This is a genomic window from Streptomyces sp. KPB2 (assembly GCF_003950055.1).
Lineage (GTDB): Bacteria > Actinomycetota > Actinomycetes > Streptomycetales > Streptomycetaceae > Streptomyces > Streptomyces salinarius.
In genome coordinates this window covers 6,125,246-6,145,383 of sequence record NZ_CP034353.1, presented here as the reverse complement: position 1 = coordinate 6,145,383, position 20,138 = coordinate 6,125,246, and the positions used below count along the sequence as shown (strand labels likewise).

Genomic DNA, 20,138 nt, shown 5'->3' with positions numbered 1-20,138 from the left:
GGTGTCGGCGGCTCGTGCAAGGATCGGAGACGTACTTCACAACGCGTAAGCGAAGGAGCGCGCGATGGCGACCAAGCCGCCCAAGGGTGATCCGGTTCAGGACGCGCCGCAGGTCACGGAGCCGCAGCACGCGGCGGCGGGCATCCCGGCGATCGGCCACACCCTGCGGGTCGCACAGCGGCAGATGGGTGTGAAGCGGACGGCGCTGACGCTCCTGCGCGTCAATCAGAAGGACGGCTTCGACTGCCCGGGCTGTGCCTGGCCGGAGGGCGACCACCGGCACAAGGCGGAGTTCTGCGAGAACGGCGCGAAGGCCGTGGCCGAGGAGGCCACCCTGCGCCGGGTCACCCCGGAGTTCTTCGCCGCGCACCCCGTCGCCGACCTCGCCACCCGCAGCGGCTACTGGCTGGGCCAGCAGGGCCGGCTGACGCACCCGGTGTACCTTCCGGAGGGCGGTGAGCACTACGAGCCGGTCACCTGGGAGCGCGCCTTCGACATCGTCGCGGAGGAGATCGCCGCGCTGGACTCGCCGGACGAGGCCGTCTTCTACACCTCGGGGCGCACCAGCAACGAGGCGGCGTTCCTCTACCAGCTCTTCGCGCGCGAGCTGGGCACCAACAACCTGCCGGACTGCTCCAACATGTGCCACGAGTCGTCCGGCTCGGCGCTGTCCGAAACCATCGGCGTCGGCAAGGGCAGCGTCCTGCTGGAGGACCTCTACAAGTCCGACCTGATCATCGTGGCGGGCCAGAACCCGGGCACCAACCACCCGCGGATGCTCTCGGCCCTGGAGAAGGCGAAGGCGAACGGCGCGAGGATCATCAGCGTCAATCCGCTGCCCGAGGCCGGACTCGAGCGCTTCAAGAACCCGCAGACCCCCAAGGGGCTCACCGCGGGCGCCTCCCTCACCGACCTGTTCCTGCAGATCCGGCTCGGCGGCGACCAGGCCCTCTTCCGGCTCCTCAACAAGCTGATCCTGGAGACCGAGGGCGCGGTCGACGAGGCCTTCGTCGAGGAACACACGCACGGCTACGAGGAGTTCGCCGCGGCCGCCCGCGCCGCCGACTGGGACGAGACGCTCGCGGCGACCGGTCTCACGCGCGCGGAGATCGAGGAGGCGCTGCGCATGGTGCTCGCCTCGAAGCGCACCATCGTGTGCTGGGCGATGGGCCTGACGCAGCACAAGCACTCGGTGCCCACCATCCGCGAGGTGGTCAACTTCCTGCTGCTGCGCGGCAACATCGGCCGCCCCGGCGCGGGCGTGTGCCCGGTGCGCGGCCACTCGAACGTGCAGGGCGACCGCACGATGGGCATCTTCGAGCGGCCCGCGCCCGCGTTCCTGGACGCCCTGGAGAAGGAGTTCGGCTTCGCGCCGCCGCGCGAGCACGGCTACGACGTCGTACGGGCCATCCGCGCGCTGCGCGACGGCGAGGCGAAGGTGTTCTTCGCCATGGGCGGCAACTTCGTCTCCGCCTCCCCCGACACGGAGGTCACCGAGGCGGCCATGCGCCGCGCGCGGCTCACCGTGCACGTGTCGACGAAGCTGAACCGCTCGCACGCGGTCACGGGTGCGCGGGCGCTGATCCTGCCGACGCTGGGCCGCACCGAGCGCGATCTCCAGGACGGCGGCGAGCAGTTCGTGACCGTCGAGGACTCCATGGGCATGGTGCACGCCTCCCGGGGCCGGCTGGAGCCCGCGAGCCGGCAGCTGCTGTCCGAGCCCGCGATCGTGTGCCGGCTGGCGCGCCGGGTACTGGGCGAGGAGAGCCGCACGCCGTGGGAGGACTTCGAGAAGGACTACGCGACGATCCGCGACCGCATCGGGCGGGTCGTGCCGGGCTTCGAGGACTTCAACGCGCGCGTGGCGCGTCCCGGCGGCTTCGCCCTGCCGCACGCCCCGCGCGACGAGCGCCGCTTCCCGACGGCCACGGGGAAGGCCAACTTCACCGCCGCGCCGGTCGAGTTCCCCGAGCTGCCCGAGGGGCGGCTGCTGCTGCAGACGCTGCGCTCGCACGACCAGTACAACACCACGATCTACGGCCTGGACGACCGCTACCGGGGCATCAGGAACGGCCGTCGCGTCGTCCTGGTCAATCCGGAGGACGCCCGGAAGCTGGACGTCGCGGACGGCTCGTACGTCGACCTGGTGAGCGAGTGGCGGGACGGGGTGGAGCGGCGGGCGCCCGGCTTCCGCGTCGTGCACTACCCGACGGCCCGGGGCTGCGCGGCGGCGTACTACCCGGAGACCAACGTCCTGGTGCCGCTGGACGCCACCGCGGACACCAGCAACACCCCGGCCAGCAAGTCCGTGGTCGTCCGTCTGGAACAATCGGCGACCGACTGAGCGTTCGCTCAGCGAGGCCAAGCCTGACCAAGCGGCCGGCCGGTCACCGGTGACCGATCGGCCGGCAGACAGACGGATCGACGAAACGGAGCCGGCCATGGGCGAGCAGCAGCAGGTGCAGTTCCCGCAGGAGGTCATCGACGAGTACGCCGCGCTCGGCGTCGACCTGCCCGCACTGTTCTCCGCCGGGCACCTGGGCACGCGCATGGGCGTCCAGATCGTCGAGGCGTCGGCGGACCGGGTCGTCGGCACCATGCCGGTCGAGGGCAACACCCAGCCGTACGGACTGCTGCACGGCGGCGCCTCGGCCGTGCTGGCCGAGACGCTCGGGTCGGTCGGCTCGATGCTGCACGGCGGCGCCTCCAAGATCGCCGTCGGGGTCGACCTGAACTGCACCCACCACCGCGGGGTCCGCTCCGGCCTGGTCACCGGGGTGGCCACGCCGGTGCACCGGGGGCGTTCGACGGCGACGTACGAGGTCGTGATCAGCGACGAGCAGGACCGCCGGGTGTGCACCGCCCGTCTCACCTGCCTGCTGCGGGACGTGAACCCCGGCGACGGCGCCGGGGCGGGCACCGCCGCCTGAGCCCCACGCCGGGCACCCAGGCCGGGGTGTGCGGTGCGCCGACGGCGTGCGCTGCACCGGCGATCACCGGGCGGCGTGCGACGTACCGGGCGGACGTGCGCTGCACCGGCGACCACCGGGCGGGCGTGCGCTCGCTGCACCGGCGATCACCGGGCGCGCGGCACCCGTGCCCGGGCCGTTGCCCCCGCTCGTCCCGGGCCATAGCGTCGGGGCATGGGACGGGGAGGGGCACTCCGGCCGGGTCGGGCGGCGCTGACGCTGGTGACGGCCGTCGGGATCGCCGCGGCCGTCGGCTGCGGCAACTCCGGTGACGGAGCGGACGGTTCCGCCCGTGGCGCGCCCGGCACGTCCGCGTCGTCCGGGCTTACGCGGCCCCCGCGCCCCTTGTCCGGCGCGGAGTTGTGCGTGAGCGCCGTCGGCTACTGGGCGCGCGAGATGCTGGACGGCGGCGAGCCCTACGGCGACTATCAGTCGATGGGACTGTCCAACCGGCAGTACGACATCCTGCGGGAGGTCGTGGACGCGGCGCGGACCGCGAAGCGGGACCAAGGCACCCGGTCGGCCCGGGAGTTGATCGACCGCCAGGTCCGGCAGGCGTGCACCGACGGGTACCGCGACGGCGGTCCGAGCCACGGCCCGTGGCAGTCGTGAGCGGCATCGGCCCCGTCGAACCGGGTGAGGACACCCGCGTCCAGGAGGCGCCGCCGCCCCGGCCGCCAGGACGGCTCGCGCTGATCCACGGACGCCACCGCCGGATCGTCCTCGCCGCCACCGCCACGCTCGCCGTCCTGGCGGGCGGCGGCTACCTGTACGCGAGCCGGCCGCCCCCCGCTCCCCCGCCGCCGTACCCGTCCCAGGCGATCGACCTCGTCTACGTGGCCCCCGTGACCGGCTCCCCGGGGACCGCGGCCGACGGCTTCAGCTTCACGGTGCTGCTGAGCGTGCGCTCGGGACCGCCCGTGACCGTGACGCGGCTGACCCAGCCCTACGACGGCCTGTCGGTGACCTCCTCCCCCGCGGCACCTTTCCAGACAAAATCGCATTCGGCCCGCAAGATCATTGTCACGCTCCGGGTGACGGAATGTGAAAAAGCGCCCCGGAATCCAGGACTCCCTTTCCTGGATGTAACGCTGCGTAATGCGCGTGCAATAGAGGCGCACAGTTTCATCCTGGGGACGCGCTATGCGCGAGACCTCTCCCGGACCCTCGAGGTCGCCTGCAGCAACGATTCCAGGTAATCACCAAAACGCCCCAGACACCTGAACATGCCCCGCCGGTCCTGCGGGTTCTCACCATGCGGACAGGGCGAATCGGCCTGAATTCAGCCCTTCTTCCCAGCCAGTACCGCTCTGCAATACCCGGTGTCATAACAAGAGAGTCACAGCCTGAGTCAGACCCTCCTCCACCTTCCCTACACACGCTTAGAGTCACGGCCAGTCACCGCGCCGTCGGATTGTCATTTCGGCCCCGCGCTCGACTCGACCGCCTCCACGGGGAAGCGGCCGTGCCAGGGAAAGGACTGATCGTGCGTCAACGTTCGCTCATCGCCATCACCGCCGCTCTGGCGGCGGGAGCGCTCACCCTCACCGCCTGCGGCTCGCGCGACGACGACGGCGGCTCGGACTCCGGCAACGGCGGCGGTGGCACCACCGTCGTCATCGGCGTCGACGCCCCGCTGACCGGCGACCTGTCCGCGCTCGGCCTCGGCATCAAGAACTCGGCGGACCTCGCGGCCAAGACGGCCAACAAGGAGAAGACCGTCGACGGCATCACCTTCAAGGTCGAAGCCCTCGACGACCAGGGCCAGCCCTCCGTCGGCCAGCAGAACGCCACCAAGTTCGTCGCCGACGACAAGGTCCTCGGCGTCGTGGGCCCGCTGAACTCCTCGGTCGGCGAGTCCATGCAGAAGGTCTTCGACACGGCCAAACTGGTCGAGGTCTCCCCCGCCAACACCAACCCCGCCCTCACCCAGGGCGTGGACTGGCAGACCAAGAAGGTCCGGCCGTACAAGTCGTACTTCCGTACCGCGACCACGGACGCCATCCAGGGCCCGTTCGCCGCGCAGTACGTCTACAACGACTCCAAGAAGCGCAAGGTCTTCGTCATCGACGACAAGAAGACCTACGGCGCCGGCCTCGCCGCCACCTTCACCCAGGAGTTCAAGAAGCTCGGCGGCAAGGTGGTCGGCACCGAGCACATCAACCCGGACACCAAGGACTTCAACGCGGTCGCCACCAAGGTCAAGAACTCCGGCGCCGACGTCGTCTACTACGGCGGCGAATACCCGCAGGCCGGACCGCTCAGCAAGCAGATCAAGGCCGCCGGGGCCAAGATTCCGCTGGTCGGCGGCGACGGCATCTACAGCGCCGACTTCATCAAGCTCGCCGGCGCCAGCGGCAACGGCGACCTCGCGACCTCCGTCGGCGCCCCGGTGGAGGAACTCCCCTCCGCCAAGGAATTCGTCGCGAACTACAAGGCCGCGGGATACAAGGAGGCCTACGAGGCGTACGGCGGCTACTCCTACGACTCCGCCTGGGCGATCATCGAGGCCGTCAAGAAGGTCGTCGAGGCCAACGACGGGAAGCTCCCCAGCGACGCCCGGGCCAAGGTCGTCGACGCCATGCAGGACGTCTCCTTCGACGGTGTGACCGGCAAGGTCTCCTTCGACGAGTTCGGTGACGCCACCAACAAGCAGCTCACCGTGTACGCCGTCGAGAACGGTGCGTGGGGCTCCGTGAAGTCCGGCACCTTCACCGGCTGACCCAGGACACCCGCACCACAGCCCACGAGCCGCGCGGGGCGCTGTTCCACAGGCGCCCCGCGCGGACTCGCATCCGGCCACATCCGTCGATTATCCGAAAGTCTCGGAGGACATGCGGTGAACGAACTGCCGCAGCAGCTGGTCAACGGCCTGCTACTGGGATCCATGTACGGGCTGATCGCCATCGGCTACACAATGGTCTACGGCATTGTCCAGCTCATCAACTTCGCCCACGGCGAGATCTTCATGACCGGCGCCTTCGGCGCACTCACGGTCTACGTCTACATCCTGCCCGACGGCACCTCCATGCTGATCGCCCTGCCCCTGATGCTCCTCGGCGCCATGGTCGTCTCCGTCGCCGTCGCCGTCGGGGCGGAACGGTTCGCCTACCGGCCCCTGCGCGGCGCACCCCGTCTCGCGCCCCTCATCACCGCCATCGGCCTCTCCCTCGCCCTCCAGCAGGCGGTGTGGGCCTGGTACCCCGAGGCCAAGTCGGCCCGGACCTTCCCGCAGATCGACGGCGGCCCGTTCCACATCGGCAGCGTCACCCTGCAGACCGGCGACATCTTCCTGTTCATCGCCGCCCCGGTGAGCATGGCCATCCTCGGCTTCTTCGTGATGCGCACCCGCACCGGACGGGGCATGCAGGCCACCGCGCAGGACCCGGACACCGCCAAGCTGATGGGCGTCAACACCGACCGCATCATCGTGGTCGCGTTCGCGCTCGGCGCCGTCTTCGCCGCCGTCGGTGCCGTGGCCAACGGCCTCAAGTACGGCCAGATCGACTTCAAGATGGGCTTCATCCTCGGCCTCAAGGCGTTCACCGCGGCCGTCCTCGGCGGCATCGGCAACATCTACGGCGCCATGATCGGCGGCATCACCCTGGGCGTCGCCGAGACCCTGGCCACCGCCTACATCGCCGACATCCCCGGCCTGGACAAGTTCGGCAGCCAGTCCTGGTCCGACGTCTGGGCCTTCATCCTCCTCATCCTCGTGCTGTTGTTCAGGCCACAGGGCCTGCTCGGCGAACGCGTTGCGGACAGGGCGTGACACCGATGACCACACAGACCACCGCGCCGAAGAACACCGGTGCCCCCGCCGCGGGCGACACCTCCGGCCTCATCGGCATCCCCGCGCACATCGGCCGCGCCCTCGCCACCGGCGGCGGCGTCCTCACCGTCGTCTCCACCTTCCTCGCCTGGACCTGGACCGCGGAGTTCCCCGGCGACCTCACCGTCTACGGCTACCCGGGCGGCCTCCAGGTGCTGGTGCTGGTCGCCGGCGCCCTCACCGCCCTCATCGGCCTCGCGTCGTACGGCGTCAAGGGCCTGCGCTGGCTCGTGCCGGCCGGTGCCGACGCGGCCCTCAGGTTCGCCGCCCTCGCCGCCTTCGCCACCACCTGGTACACGGTCATCGCGATCAGCGCCCAACTGGGCGGCCTCGTCAACCTGGAGCCCGGCGGCTACCTGGCCGCCGCCGTCACCCTGATCGCCCTGATCGGCTCCCTCGCCCTGCCCGTCGAGCGCCCCGAGCCCGACCCGTTCGACCCGGACGACACCGGCTGGGAGCAGTTCAGGCACAACAGCGCCCACAACTGGCAGACCGTCAAGGCGGCCTTCGCCTCCGGCAGCCCGCGCCCCGTGCGCGCCCTGCCGTCCTACGCCGAGATCCTGATCATCGTCGCCATCCTCGCCGCCGGCCTGTTCGTCTTCACCTACGGCATCGGCACCGAGTACGACGAGCTCTTCGTCGGCTTCCTCATCACCGCCGGCTTCGGCTTCGCCGCCCTCAACAAGTCCGGCCTGATCGCCCAGGCCTCCGAGATCACCGCACGGCACCAGAACATCACCGTCTGCGGCGCCTTCGTCGCGGCGGCCTGCTTCCCCTTCACCCAGTCCGACGACCAGTACGCCACCATCGGCGTCTACATCCTCATCTTCGCCACCGTCGCCCTCGGCCTGAACATCGTCGTCGGCCTCGCCGGTCTGCTCGACCTCGGCTACGTCGCCTTCCTCGGTGTCGGCGCCTACGCCGCCTCCATGGTCTCCGGCTCCCCCAGCTCCCCGTTCGACCTGCACCTCCCCTTCTGGGGCGCCGTCCTCGTCGGCGCCGCCGCCTCACTGATCTTCGGCGTCCTCATCGGCGCCCCCACCCTGCGGCTGCGCGGCGACTACCTCGCCATCGTGACGCTCGGCTTCGGCGAGATCTTCCGGATCACCGCCAACAACCTGGACGGCACCTCGGGCCCGGACGTCACCAACGGCTCCAACGGCATCTCGTCCATCCCCGACCTCAAGGTCCTCGGCTTCGACCTCGGCATCTCGCACGAGTTCGGCAGCTTCACCATCGGCCGGTTCGCCAACTACTTCTTCCTGATGCTCATCATCACGGCCGTCGTCGTCCTCGTCTTCCGGCGCAGCGGCGACTCCCGCATCGGCCGCGCCTGGGTCGCCATCCGCGAGGACGAGACCGCCGCGCTCGCCATGGGCATCAACGGCTTCCGGGTCAAGCTCATCGCGTTCGCCGTCGGCGCCTCGCTCGCCGGACTCGCCGGCACCGTCCAGGCACACGTGACCTACACCGTCACCCCCGAGCAGTACCTCTTCGCCGGCACCACCCCGCCCAACTCGGCCTTCCTGCTCGCCGCGGTCGTACTGGGCGGCATGGGCACCATCGCCGGTCCGCTCATCGGCGCCTCGCTGCTCTTCCTCATTCCCAACAAGCTCCAGTTCCTCGACGACTACCAGCTCTTCGCCTTCGGACTCGCGCTGGTCCTGCTGATGCGCTTCCGCCCGGAGGGTCTCATCGCCAACCGGCGCCGGAAGCTGGAGTTCCACGAAGAGGACGAAGCGCCCGCAGTCCTGAGCAAGACAGGGGCCTGACCACCATGACCACCGACACCACCACCAAGGACACCGCACCGGGCGCTCCCGCCCCCGGCACCCCCATCCTCGACGCACGCGGTGTCACGATGCGCTTCGGCGGACTGACCGCCGTCAACGGCGTGGACCTCACCGTGAACAGCGGCGAGATCGTCGGCCTGATCGGCCCCAACGGCGCCGGCAAGACGACCTTCTTCAACTGCCTGACCGGCCTCTACATCCCGACCGAGGGCGAGGTCCGCTACAAGGACCGGGTACTGCCGGCCAAGTCCTTCAAGGTGACCGCCGCGGGCATCGCCCGCACCTTCCAGAACATCCGGCTGTTCGCCAACATGACGGTCCTGGAGAACGTGCTGGTCGGCCGCCACACCCGGACCAAGGAAGGCTTCTGGTCGGCCGTGCTGCGCGGCCCCGGCTTCCACCGTGCGGAGAAGGCGTCCCGGGAACGCGCCCTGGAGCTCCTGGAGTTCGTGGGACTCGCGCCCAAGGCCGAGCACCTCGCCCGCAACCTGCCCTACGGCGAGCAGCGCAAGCTGGAGATCGCCCGCGCGCTGGCCAGCGAGCCGGGGCTGCTGCTCCTGGACGAGCCGACGGCCGGCATGAACCCGCAGGAGACGCGGGCCACCGAGGAACTGGTCTTCGCCATCCGCGACAAGGGCATCGCCGTCCTCGTCATCGAGCACGACATGCGGTTCATCTTCAACCTCTGCGACCGCGTCGCCGTCCTCGTCCAGGGCGAGAAGCTCGTCGAGGGCGACAGCGCCACGGTGCAGGGCGACGAACGCGTCGTCGCCGCCTACCTCGGCGAACCTCTGGCCGACGACCCCGGCGCCGCGGAGGCCGCCGAGGTGGAGGCCGCCGAAGCCGCCCAGGCACAGGCCGCGCAAACCGGCGGAGCCGCGAAGACCGCCGAGGCCGACACCACCACGGACACCGCGGCCGGCAAGGAGAACGACCGATGACCGCACTGCTCGAGGTCGAGGACCTCCGCGTCGCCTACGGCAAGATCGAGGCCGTCAAGGGCATCTCCTTCAAGGTCGACGCCGGCGAGGTCGTCACCCTCATCGGTACCAACGGCGCGGGCAAGACCACGACCCTGCGCACCCTGTCCGGGCTGCTCAAGCCGGTCGGCGGCCAGATAAGGTTCGGCGGCAAGTCCCTCAAGAAGGTCCCCGCCCACCAGATCGTCTCGCTGGGCCTCGCCCACTCGCCCGAGGGCCGGCACATCTTCCCGCGCATGACGATCGAGGACAATCTGCGCCTCGGCGCCTTCCTGCGCAGCGACCGGGCCGGCATCGAGAGGGACATCCAGCACGCCTACGACCTCTTCCCCATCCTCGGGGAACGCCGCAAGCAGGCCGCCGGCACCCTCTCCGGCGGCGAGCAGCAGATGCTCGCCATGGGCCGCGCGCTGATGTCCCAGCCCAAGCTGCTCATGCTCGACGAACCCTCCATGGGCCTCTCGCCGATCATGATGCAGAAGATCATGGCGACCATCGCCGAGCTGAAGTCCCAGGGCACCACCATCCTGCTCGTCGAGCAGAACGCCCAGGCCGCCCTCTCCCTGGCCGACCACGGCCACGTCATGGAGGTCGGCAACATCGTCCTGTCCGGCAGCGGCCAGGACCTCCTCCACGACGAGTCGGTCCGCAAGGCCTACCTCGGCGAGGACTGACGCCGCCTCCGGCAGACCGTACGACGAAGGCCCGCGCCCCCTCTTCCGGGGACGCGGGCCTTCACCACGTCTGCTCAGCCCTTGGAGGCCTTCTTCTCCTCGGCGTCCTGGATGACCGCCTCGGCCACCTGCTGCATCGACATCCGCCGGTCCATCGAGGTCTTCTGGATCCACCGGAAGGCGGCCGGCTCGGTCAGGCCGTACTCCGTCTGGAGCACCGACTTGGCGCGGTCCACCAGCTTGCGGGTCTCCAGTCGCTGGCTGAGGTCGGCGACCTCCTTCTCCAGCGCCTTCAGCTCGGTGAAGCGCGAGACGGCCATCTCGATCGCCGGCACCACGTCGCTCTTGCTGAACGGCTTCACCAGGTACGCCATCGCCCCGGCGTCCCGGGCGCGTTCCACCAGGTCGCGCTGCGAGAAGGCGGTCAGCATCAGCACCGGCGCGATGTTCTCCTCGGCGATCTTCTCGGCCGCGGAGATGCCGTCCAGCTTGGGCATCTTCACGTCCAGGATGACCAGGTCGGGCTTGTGCTCCCGGGCCAGCTCGACGGCCTGCTCACCGTCACCGGCCTCGCCGACGACGGAGTACCCCTCCTCCTCCAGCATCTCTTTGAGATCCAGCCGGATGAGCGCCTCGTCCTCGGCGATGACGACACGGGTCGTCAGCGGAGGAACGTGCGACTGGTCGTCGTCGGGCACGTCTACGGGCTGGGGCGACTCGGGGGCGGTCACGTGAGCTCCTCGTTCGGGGCAGGGGTACTGCTGACAAGAGCCTACCTAGCTCCTGTATGTTTGAGTCACCGAGGGGCTACACTGACCTTCGGTTCGAAGAGGCTCCGGTAGTCCAATCGGCAGAGACGATGCCCTCAAAAGGCATTCAGTGTGGGTTCGAGTCCCACCCGGGGCACTTTACCTTCGTTTCGAAGGCCCCTCATGTGCAGTGATGACACCCATTCAGCTGTCGTCCTCCCCGATGTGGTGCACGCGCACCAGGTTCGTCGTACCCGACACCCCCGGCGGTGAGCCGGCCGTGATGACCACGACGTCACCCTTCTCGCAGCGCCCGTAGCGGGTGAGCAGTTCGTCCACCTGGTCGACCATCGCGTCCGTGGAGTCGGCGTGCGGACCGAGGAAGGTCTCCACGCCCCAGGTCAGGCTGAGCTGGGAGCGGGTCGCCGGTTCGGGGGTGAAGGCGAGCAGCGGGATGGGCGAGCGGTAGCGGGAGAGGCGGCGGACGGTGTCGCCGGACTGGGTGAAGGCGACCAGGAACCTGGCGCCGAGGAAGTCGCCGATCTCGGCGGCCGCGCGGGCGACGGCGCCGCCCTGGGTGCGGGGCTTGTTGCGTTCGGTCAGCGGGGGGAGCCCCTTGGCGAGGATGTCCTCCTCGGCCGCTTCGACGATGCGGGCCATGGTGCGCACCGTGTCGGTGGCGTGCTTGCCGACGCTGGTCTCGCCGGAGAGCATCACGGCGTCGGTGCCGTCGATGACGGCGTTGGCGACGTCGGAGGCCTCGGCGCGGGTGGGGCGGGCGTTGTCGATCATCGAGTCGAGCATCTGGGTGGCGACGATGACCGGCTTGGCGTTGCGCTTGGCGAGCTTGACCGCGCGCTTCTGGACGATCGGGACCTGTTCCAGGGGCATTTCGACGCCGAGGTCGCCGCGGGCGACCATGATGCCGTCGAAGGCGGCGACGATGTCCTCGATGTTCTCGACGGCCTGCGGTTTCTCGACCTTGGCGATGACGGGGAGACGGCGGCCCTCTTCGTCCATGATGCGGTGCACGTCGAGGACGTCGCGTCCGCTGCGGACGAAGGAGAGGGCGACGACGTCGAACCCGGCCCGCAGCGCCCAGCGGAGGTCGTCCTCGTCCTTCTTCGACAGGGCGGGCACGGACACGGCGACGCCGGGGAGGTTGAGGCCCTTGTGGTCGGAGACCATGCCGCCCTCGACCACCCTGGTGCGCACCCGGGGTCCGTCGACGTCGGTGACCTCGAGGCAGACCTTGCCGTCGTCGACGAGGACGCGTTCACCGGGGGTGACGTCCTCGGCGAGGCCGGCATAGGTGGTGCCGCAGACATGACGGTCGCCCTCGACGCCCTCTTCGACGGTGATGGTGAAGGTGTCGCCGCGTTCGAGGAGTACGGGTCCTTCACCGAAATGGCCGAGGCGGATCTTCGGACCCTGAAGGTCGGCGAGGGTGCCGACGCTGCGTCCGGTCTCGTCGGACGCCTTGCGGACCCGGTGGTAGCGCTCTTCGTGCTCGGCGTGGGTGCCGTGGCTGAAGTTGAAGCGGGCGACGTCCATTCCGGCGTCGACCAGGTCCTTGATCTGGTCGTACGAGTCGGTGGCGGGACCAAGGGTGCAGACGATCTTTGCTCGGCGCATGGTTCGAGCCTATGACTTACTGCCGGGTAGCGAATTGGCCACGCATGACCACTCAACAACCTTTGAGTAAAGGGACATTGACAAGTGTTGAATTGTGCGGCGGCGCGCTCTGATGAGCATTCGGGTGGGGTCGCACCTCTTGACAGGAGGCATGTTCAGGACAGAATCTACGCGCGTTGCCACTGTCTGCACGGGTCTCCGAGGAGAGTCAGTCATGCCGTTGAACCGCCGTACATTCCTGAGCAGGTCCGCCGTGACGGGGGCGGGGGTCGCGCTGGCCGGCGCGGCGGCGGCTCCGGCGGCCGAGGCGGCGGCGCCCGCGCACGAGGGGCACAGGGGCAGGAAGCCCAAGCGGTACGCGCTGACCGTGCTCGGCACCACCGACCTGCACGGGCACGTCTTCAACTGGGACTACTTCAAGGACGCCGAGTACACGGACGCGGCGGGCAACGCCCAGGGCCTCGGCCGGATCTCCACCCTGGTGAACCAGGTCCGTGAGGAGAAGGGCCGCCACAACACGCTGCTGGTGGACGCGGGCGACACCATCCAGGGCACCCCGCTGACGTACTACTACGCCAAGGTCGACCCGATCACCGCCGAGGGCGGCCCGGTGCACCCGATGGCGCAGGCGATGAACGCGATCGGCTACGACGCCGTGGCCCTCGGCAACCACGAGTTCAACTACGGCATCGAGACGCTGCGCCGGTTCGAGGAGCAGTGCGACTTCCCGCTGCTCGGCGCGAACGCGGTGGACGCGAAGACGCTGAAGCCGGCCTTCCCGCCGTACTTCATGAAGACGTTCCGGGTGAAGGGCGCGCCGCCGGTGAAGGTGGCGGTGCTGGGGCTGACCAACCCGGGCATCGCGATCTGGGACAAGGCGTACGTGCAGGGGAAGCTGGCCTTCCCGGGGCTCGAGGAGCAGGCGGCCAAATGGGTGCCGAAGCTGCGTTCGATGGGCGCCGACGTCGTGGTCGTGTCGGCCCACTCGGGCTCGTCGGGCACCTCCTCCTACGGCGACCAGGTCCCCTACGTCGAGAACGCGGCGGCCAACGTGGCACGGCAGGTGCCGGGCATCGACGCGATCCTGGTGGGGCACGCGCACGAGGAGATCGCGGAGCTGAAGGTCGTCAACGAGGAGACCGGGAGGACCGTCGTCCTCTCTGAGCCGCTGTGCTACGCCGAACGGCTCACCCTGTTCGACTTCGAGCTGGTCTTCGAGCGGGGCCGCTGGCACGCCGAGTCGGTGAAGGCGTCGCTGCGCAACTCCAGCACGGTCGAGGACGACCCGCGGATCACGAACCTGCTGAAGGACGAGCACGCGAAGGTCGTGGCGTACGTCAACCAGGTCGTCGGCACCGCCACCGAGACGCTGACGACGGTCGAGGCGCGGTACAAGGACGCCCCGATCATCGACCTGATCACCAAGGTGCAGGAGGACGTGGTCAAGGCGGCGCTCGCGGGCACGGAGTATGCCGCGCTGCCGGTCCTCGCGCAGGCGTCGCCGTTCTCGCGGACCTCCGAGATCCCGGCCGGCGACGTGACGATCCGGGATCTGTCGAGCCTGTACGTGTACGACAACACGCTGGTCGCGAAGCTGCTGACGGGCGCGCAGGTGCGGGCCTACCTGGAGTACTCGGCGGAGTACTACGTGCGGACGGCCGCCGGTGCGCCGGTGGACGTGGACAAGCTGACCAACGCGAACGGCCGCCCGGACTACAACTACGACTACGTGTCGGGGCTGAAGTACGAGATCGACGTCGCGCAGGCGGCCGGTTCGCGGATCAGGAACCTCACCTACGGCGGTGCTCCGCTGGACGACGCGCAGCAGTTCGTGCTGGCGGTGAACAACTACCGGGCCAACGGCGGTGGCGCCTTCCCGCACGTGGCGTCGGCGAAGGAGCTGTGGTCGGAGTCGACGGAGATCCGTACCCGGATCGCGGAGTGGGCGACGGAGAAGGGCGTGCTGGACCCGAAGGACTTCGCGTCCGTGGACTGGTCGCTGACTCGGGACGGCGAGCCCGTGTTCTGACCCGCTGCGCGCAGGACATGTGAGGCGGCCTCAGATTCCGTCCACCAGCGGGGTGAGTACCCGGTGGTGGCGTGCGGACGGAATCTGGGGCCGGCCGTTTTCCAGGCCGAAGGTGGTGAAGGCGGTGCGGCCGGGCAGCGGGTACGGCTCCTGCCCGGTGAGGTCGTTGAGGATGGTCGCGCTGCGCCAGGCGGCGAGGCCGAGGTCGGGCGTGCCGACGCCGTGGGTGTGCGTCTCGGCGTTCTGGACGTAGACGTTGCCGGTGACGGAGGGGTCGAGGACGAGGCGGTGGCGGTCGTCGACGCGGGGGCGTTCGCGGCTGTCGCGCCGCATGTAGGGGTCGAGACCGGCGAGGAGGCGGCCGAGGGGGCGTTCGCGGTGGCCGGTGGCGAGGACGACGGCGTCGGTGGTGAGGCGGGAGCGGGTCTTCTGCTGTTCGTGTTCGAGGTGGAGTTCGACCTGAGTGGCGCCGATACGGCCGGCGGTGCGGACGTGGACGCCGGGGGTGAGGGTGGTGTCGGGCCAGCCGCCGTCGAGGGTGCGGCGGTAGAGCTCGTCGTGGATGGCGGCGGTGGTGTCGGCGTCGATGCCCTTGTGCAGCTGCCACTGGGCGGCGACGAGGCGGTCGCGGACCGGTTCGGCCAGGCCGTGGAAGTAGCGGGTGTAGTCCGGGGTGAAGTGTTCCAGGCCGAGCTTGGAGTACTCCATCGGGGCGAGGGCCTCGGTGCGGCCGAGCCAGTGCAGGCGCTCGCGGCCGGTGGGGCGCCGGCGGAGCAGGTCGAGGAAGATCTCGGCGCCGGACTGGCCGGTGCCGATGACGGTGACGTGTCCGGCGGCCTGGAGGGTGTCGCGGTGGCGGAGGTAGTCGGCGGCGTGGACGACGGGGACGGCGGGGTCCTCGACGAGGGGTCTGAGCGGGTCGGGGACGTGGGGTTCGGTGCCGACGCCGAGCACGACGTTGCGGGTGTGGGTGCGGCCGAGGGCCTCGGCCTCCCCGTCGGCGTCGAGCTGGGTGTAGTCGACCTCGAAGAGGTCGCGTTCGGGGTTCCAGCGCACCGCGTCGACCTGGTGGTGGAAGCGGAGGGCGGGCAGGTTCTCGGCGACCCAGCGGCAGTAGGCGTCGTATTCGGCGCGCTCGATGTGGAAGCGTTCGGCGAAGTAGAAGGGGAAGAGGCGTTCTCTGGCCCTCAGGTGGTTGAGGAAGGTCCAGGGGCTGGCCGGGTCCACGAGGGTGACGAGGTCGGCGAGGAAGGGCACCTGGACGCGGGCGCCGTCGATGAGCAGGCCGGGGTGCCAGCGGAAGTCGGGGCGCTGTTCGTAGAAGACGGTGTCGAGGCCGGTGAGGGGGTCGGCGAGGGCCGCGAGGGAGAGGTTGAAGGGGCCGATGCCGATGCCGACGAGGTCGCGCGGGGCGTCGGGGCCGGGGTGCGGGGCGGCGTTCATCGGGGGGTGTGTCCTTCCACGAGGGTCAGGAGGGCGGCGAGGTCCTCCGGTCGGGTGTGGGGGTTGAGGAGGGTCGCCTTGAGCCAGAGCCGGCCGTCGGCGCGGGCGCGGCCCAGGACGGCGCGGCCGGTGGCGAGCAGGGTGCGGCGTACGGCGGCGACGGCGTCGTCGGTGGCGTCCGCGGGCCGGAACAGGACCGTGCTGATGGTGGGCGCCGCGTGCAGCACGAACCCGGGGTGTTCCTCGACCAGGCCGGCGAAGTCCCCGGCGAGGGAGCAGACCGTGTCGACGAGCGCGCCCAGCCCGGCGCGACCCAGGGTCTTGAGGGTGACGGCGGCCTTGAGGACGTCGGGGCGGCGGCTGGTGCGCGGGGACCGGTGGAGGAGGTCGGGGAGTCCGGCGTCGGTGTCGTCGTCGGCGTTGAGGTAGTCGGCGCGGTGGTGGAGGGCGGCGAGGTCGGCGGTGTCCGTGACGGTGAGGAGGCCGGCGGGGATCGGCTGCCAGCCGAGCTTGTGCAGGTCGAGCGCGACGGTGTCGGCGGCCTCCAGTCCCGCGAGCCGTGGGCGGTGCCGGTCGCTGAAGAGGAGGCCCGCGCCGTAGGCGGCGTCGACGTGGAGGCGGGCGCCGTGGGCGGCGCAGCGGCCGGCGATCTCGGGGAGCGGGTCGATGAGCCCGGCGTCGGTGGTGCCCGCGGTGGCGGCGACCAGGTGGGGTCCGGGGACCTGGGTGAGCGCCTCGTCGAGGGCGGCGGGGTCGAGGGTGCCGGCGGGGGCGGGGACGACGACGGGGTCGGGCAGGCCGAGCAGCCGGGCGGCGCGGGGCAGGGAGTGGTGGGCGTTCTCGCCGTGGACCAGCCGCAGGTGGGCGCCGTGCGTCTCGCGGGCGAGCAGGACGGCGAGCTGGTTGGACTCGGTGCCGCCGGTGGTGACGAGGGCGTCTGCGGCGCCGGCCTCGCGGGCGAGGGCGCGGGTGACGAGGGCTTCCAGGGCGGAGGCGGCGGGTGCCTGGTCCCAGGAGTCGAGGGAGGGGTTGAGGACGCTCGCGGCGAGGTCGGCGGCGGCCGCGACGGCCAGCGGCGGGGCGTGCAGGTGGGCGGCGCACAGGGGGTGGGCGGGGTCGGCGGCGCCTTCGGCGAGCGCGGTGACCAGGACGCGGAGCGCGTCGGGTTCGCCCCGGTCGGGCAGGATGTCGCCGGCCGCGTCGGCCACCCGGGCGGCGACGGCGTCGGGGCCGCCCGGGGGCAGCGGGCCGCCGCGTGCGGCCGTGCCGGTGCGCAGGGCGTCGAGCACGGTGTCGAGCAGGGGTCGCAGGGCGTCGGTGCCGTGCGGGCCCGAGGCGAGGGGCGGCAGGCCCATGAGCCGTCCTTGGGGCACGGGGACTGGGGTTCCAGCTTGTACGCACGGATGCGCGTACGCCCGGACAGCTCAGTGATCCAACCCGAAAGGGGTATCCCGGCGGCCCGTCACCGGGCCTCGCGGCCGGTCCCCTCCCCCGCCCCGCCGGAGAGGGGGCCGGCCGCGTCCGGGCTCAGTCGGTGTTCGCCTCCCGTACCCGCAGGGCGCGGGCCAGGTCGTCGAGCTGGTCGGTGAGCTTGCGGCGCAGGGCGGGGATCGGGTCGGCGTCCGCGAGGCACTCCCGGCCGAGGCGGAGGGTGTCGGCGTCGACGGCGTGGGCGGGGAAGGCCCAGCGTCCGGCGGCGTCGGCGATGGCGGGGCCGCGGCGGGCGGCGAGGGCGACGGCCTCGGTGTAGTAGCGCGGTACGTAGCCGGCCACGAGGTCGGCCTGCTCGGGCTGCCAGAAGCCCTGGGCGGTGGCGGTGAACAGGTAGTTGGACAGGTCGTCGGAGGCGAACATGGCGTCCCAGGCGCGGGCCTTGGCCTCGGCGTCGGGCAGCGCGGCGCGGCAGCGGGCGGCGCCCTCCTGGCCGGTGGCGCTCGGGTCGCTCGCCAGCTCGGCGGCGATGGCGGCCTCGTCGGTGGCGCCGAGGACGGCGAGCCGGGTGAGGATGCGCCAGCGCAGCTCGGGGTCGAGTTCGGGCCCGCCGGGCACGGTGCCGTCGGCGAGCCAGGCGGCGATGGTGTCGGGGTGGGCGGCGGTGGAGATGCGGTGGCGCACGGCGATCAGGCGCAGGCCGGGGTGGTCGCCGTCCTCGGTGCGGCGGATGAGGTCGCGGCACAGCTCGGCGAGGGTGTTCAGGGCGGCGGGCCGCTGCTCCGGGGTGACGTAGCGGTCGGCGACCTGGCCGGCGGCGAAGGCGAGGACGCCGTCGACGAGGGCGAGGTCGGTCTCGTGCGGGAGGTGGGTGCGGGCGATGTCGAGGTAGGTGGCGGCGGGGAGTTCGCCGTCGCGGACGGCGTCCCTCAGGGCGTTCCAGACGACGGCCCGGGTGAGCGGGTCGGGCAGGCCGGACAGGCTCTCGCGGACGGCGCGGAAGGAGTCGGCGTCGAAGCGGATCTTGGCGTAGCTCAGGTCGCCGTCGTTGAGGACGACGAGGGCGGGGAGCTTGCCGATGGGCCGGGGCCCGTCCTGGGGGACGTCGATGTCGAGGCGTTCGCGCGGGGTGAGGCGGCCCTCCTCGCCCGGGTCCTGGTCGTAGAGGCCGACGGCGATGCGGTGGGGGCGCTCGCCGGTGCGGTGGACGGTGAGGACGCGGCTGCCGTTGTCGCCGGCGATGCTCGGGGTGAGGGTGTCGACGCCGGTGGTGCGCAGCCAGGCGTCGGCCCAGGCGTGGACGTCGCGGTCGGTGGCGGCGGCGAGGGAGTCGATGAAGTCGGCGAGGGAGGCGTTGGCGAACTTGTGCCGTTCGAAGTGGGTGTTGATGCCGGCCAGGAAGTCCTTCTCGCCGAGCCAGGCGACGAGTTGGCGCAGGGCGGAGGCGCCCTTGGCGTAGGAGATGCCGTCGAAGTTGAGGAGGGCGGAGGCGGTGTCCCGGACGTCCTCGGGGGCGACGGGGTGGGTGGAGGGGCGCTGGTCGGCGTCGTAGCCCCAGGCCTTGCGGGTGACGCCGAAGTCGGTCCAGGTGTCGGTGAAACGGGTGGCCTCGGCGGTGGTCTGGTAGCCCATGTACTCGGCGAAGGACTCGTTCAGCCAGATGTCGTCCCACCAGCGCAGGGTGACGAGGTCGCCGAACCACATGTGGGCCATCTCGTGGGCGACGACCATGGCGCGGGTCTGGCGCTGGGTCTCGGTGACGGCGGAGCGGAAGACGAACTCGTCGCGGAAGGTGACCAGTCCGGGGTTCTCCATGGCGCCGGCGTTGAACTCGGGGACGAACGCCTGGTCGTAGGAGTCGAACGGGTAGGGCTCGGTGAACTTCTCGTGGTACCGGTCGAAGCAGGCGCGGGTGACGTCGAAAAGTTCGTCGGCGTCGGCGTCCAGGTGCGGGGCGAGCGAGCGGCGGCAGTGGATGCCGAAGGGCAGGCCGCGGTGCTCGGTGCGCACCGAGTGCCAGGGACCGGCGGCGACGGCGACGAGGTAGGTGGAGATCAGCGGGGTGGTGGCGGCCTTCCAGCGGCCGTCGCCGGTGTGCTCGGTGATGCCGTTGGCGAGGACGGTCCAGCCCTCGGGGGCGGTCACGGTGAGGTCGAAGACGGCCTTGAGGTCGGGCTGGTCGAAGGCGGCGTAGACGCGCTGGACGTCGTCGAGGAAGAGCTGCGTGTAGACGTAGGTCTCGCCGTCGGTGGGGTCGGTGAAGCGGTGCATGCCCTCGCCGGTGCGGGAGTAGCGCATGGCGGCGTCGACGCGCAGTTCGTGCTCGCCGGGCGCGAGGTTCTTCAGCGCCAGCCGGTTCTCGTCGAGCGCGGCCGGGTCCAGGGGCTGTCCGTCCAGGGTGACGGCGCGCAGCTCCGCGGGCTTGACCTCGACGAACGTGTCCGTGCTGTCCGTGTCGCCGCGGACGGTGAACCGGATGACGGTACGGGAGTCGAAGGTCTCGTCCCCACGGGTGAGATCGAGGTCGATCGCGTAGTGGTGGACGTCGAGGAGCCGGGAACGGGTCTGCGCTTCGTCGCGCGTCAGTACGGACATGCACGACA

The 20,138-nt window shown here is 70.8% G+C and carries 15 protein-coding genes and 1 tRNA gene; 11 read left to right on the top strand and 5 right to left on the bottom strand.

Annotated elements, in window-relative coordinates; genetic code table 11:
• Positions 1 to 64 precede the first annotated feature (64 nt).
• From D1J63_RS27645 to D1J63_RS27605, 9 genes are all read left to right on the top strand, one after another.
• Complete coding sequence (locus D1J63_RS27645; protein WP_125632573.1) at positions 65 to 2,344, top strand: FdhF/YdeP family oxidoreductase; 2,280 nt, start codon at positions 65 to 67, stop codon at positions 2,342 to 2,344.
• 97 nt (positions 2,345 to 2,441) lie between these two features.
• On the top strand, positions 2,442 to 2,930 hold the full coding sequence (locus tag D1J63_RS27640; protein ID WP_125632571.1) for a hotdog fold thioesterase: 489 nt from the start codon (positions 2,442 to 2,444) through the stop codon (positions 2,928 to 2,930).
• A gap of 213 nt (positions 2,931 to 3,143) precedes the next feature.
• The gene (locus tag D1J63_RS27635; protein ID WP_125632569.1) at positions 3,144 to 3,581 is read left to right on the top strand and encodes a hypothetical protein; all 438 of its coding nucleotides are present in this window, start codon (positions 3,144 to 3,146) and stop codon (positions 3,579 to 3,581) included.
• Positions 3,578 to 4,168, top strand: a complete 591-nt coding sequence (locus D1J63_RS27630) for a Tat pathway signal sequence domain protein (protein ID WP_125632567.1) — start codon at positions 3,578 to 3,580, stop codon at positions 4,166 to 4,168. The genes D1J63_RS27635 and D1J63_RS27630 overlap by 4 nt, the downstream gene beginning before the upstream one ends.
• A 287-nt stretch (positions 4,169 to 4,455) precedes the next feature.
• The gene (locus D1J63_RS27625; RefSeq protein WP_164712998.1) at positions 4,456 to 5,691 is read left to right on the top strand and encodes a branched-chain amino acid ABC transporter substrate-binding protein; all 1,236 of its coding nucleotides are present in this window, start codon (positions 4,456 to 4,458) and stop codon (positions 5,689 to 5,691) included.
• A gap of 117 nt (positions 5,692 to 5,808) precedes the next feature.
• Positions 5,809 to 6,741, top strand: coding sequence for a branched-chain amino acid ABC transporter permease (locus D1J63_RS27620; RefSeq protein WP_007388355.1), 933 nt, complete (start codon positions 5,809 to 5,811; stop codon positions 6,739 to 6,741).
• A gap of 5 nt (positions 6,742 to 6,746) precedes the next feature.
• Positions 6,747 to 8,573: a branched-chain amino acid ABC transporter permease gene (locus D1J63_RS27615; RefSeq protein WP_125632565.1), complete on the top strand. Its 1,827-nt coding sequence runs from the start codon at positions 6,747 to 6,749 to the stop codon at positions 8,571 to 8,573.
• A 5-nt stretch (positions 8,574 to 8,578) separates the two neighbouring features.
• Complete coding sequence (locus tag D1J63_RS27610; RefSeq protein WP_125632563.1) at positions 8,579 to 9,535, top strand: ABC transporter ATP-binding protein; 957 nt, start codon at positions 8,579 to 8,581, stop codon at positions 9,533 to 9,535.
• The gene (locus D1J63_RS27605; protein ID WP_102930586.1) at positions 9,532 to 10,248 is read left to right on the top strand and encodes an ABC transporter ATP-binding protein; all 717 of its coding nucleotides are present in this window, start codon (positions 9,532 to 9,534) and stop codon (positions 10,246 to 10,248) included. The genes D1J63_RS27610 and D1J63_RS27605 overlap by 4 nt, the downstream gene beginning before the upstream one ends.
• Before the next feature lie 74 nt (positions 10,249 to 10,322).
• Here the strand turns inward: D1J63_RS27605 and D1J63_RS27600 are convergent, their stop codons facing one another.
• Positions 10,323 to 10,979, bottom strand: coding sequence for a response regulator (locus D1J63_RS27600; RefSeq protein ID WP_125632561.1), 657 nt, complete (start codon positions 10,977 to 10,979; stop codon positions 10,323 to 10,325).
• A 101-nt stretch (positions 10,980 to 11,080) separates the two neighbouring features.
• Here D1J63_RS27600 and D1J63_RS27595 point away from each other — a divergent pair.
• Positions 11,081 to 11,154: transfer RNA gene (locus D1J63_RS27595), tRNA-Leu, on the top strand.
• 47 nt (positions 11,155 to 11,201) lie between these two features.
• Here the strand turns inward: D1J63_RS27595 and pyk are convergent.
• Positions 11,202 to 12,632, bottom strand: a complete 1,431-nt coding sequence (gene pyk / locus D1J63_RS27590; RefSeq protein WP_125632559.1) for a pyruvate kinase — start codon at positions 12,630 to 12,632, stop codon at positions 11,202 to 11,204.
• 214 nt (positions 12,633 to 12,846) lie between these two features.
• Between pyk and D1J63_RS27585 the strand changes: the two genes are divergently transcribed.
• A complete protein-coding gene (locus tag D1J63_RS27585) occupies positions 12,847 to 14,661 on the top strand; it encodes a 5'-nucleotidase C-terminal domain-containing protein (RefSeq protein WP_125632557.1) in 1,815 nt (604 codons plus the stop codon).
• Between the two features lie 30 nt (positions 14,662 to 14,691).
• Here the strand turns inward: D1J63_RS27585 and D1J63_RS27580 are convergent, their stop codons facing one another.
• The 3 genes from D1J63_RS27580 to pepN form a co-directional block, all read right to left on the bottom strand.
• Positions 14,692 to 16,104 carry a SidA/IucD/PvdA family monooxygenase gene (locus D1J63_RS27580; protein ID WP_125632555.1) on the bottom strand — a complete coding sequence of 471 codons (1,413 nt, stop codon included), beginning with the start codon at positions 16,102 to 16,104 and terminating at the stop codon, positions 14,692 to 14,694.
• The gene (locus tag D1J63_RS27575) at positions 16,101 to 17,459 is read right to left on the bottom strand and encodes an aminotransferase class V-fold PLP-dependent enzyme (protein WP_125632553.1); all 1,359 of its coding nucleotides are present in this window, start codon (positions 17,457 to 17,459) and stop codon (positions 16,101 to 16,103) included. The genes D1J63_RS27580 and D1J63_RS27575 overlap by 4 nt, the downstream gene beginning before the upstream one ends.
• Positions 17,460 to 17,631: 172 nt before the next feature.
• The gene (gene pepN, locus D1J63_RS27570; protein ID WP_164712997.1) at positions 17,632 to 20,130 is read right to left on the bottom strand and encodes an aminopeptidase N; all 2,499 of its coding nucleotides are present in this window, start codon (positions 20,128 to 20,130) and stop codon (positions 17,632 to 17,634) included.
• Positions 20,131 to 20,138: the final 8 nt, after the last annotated feature.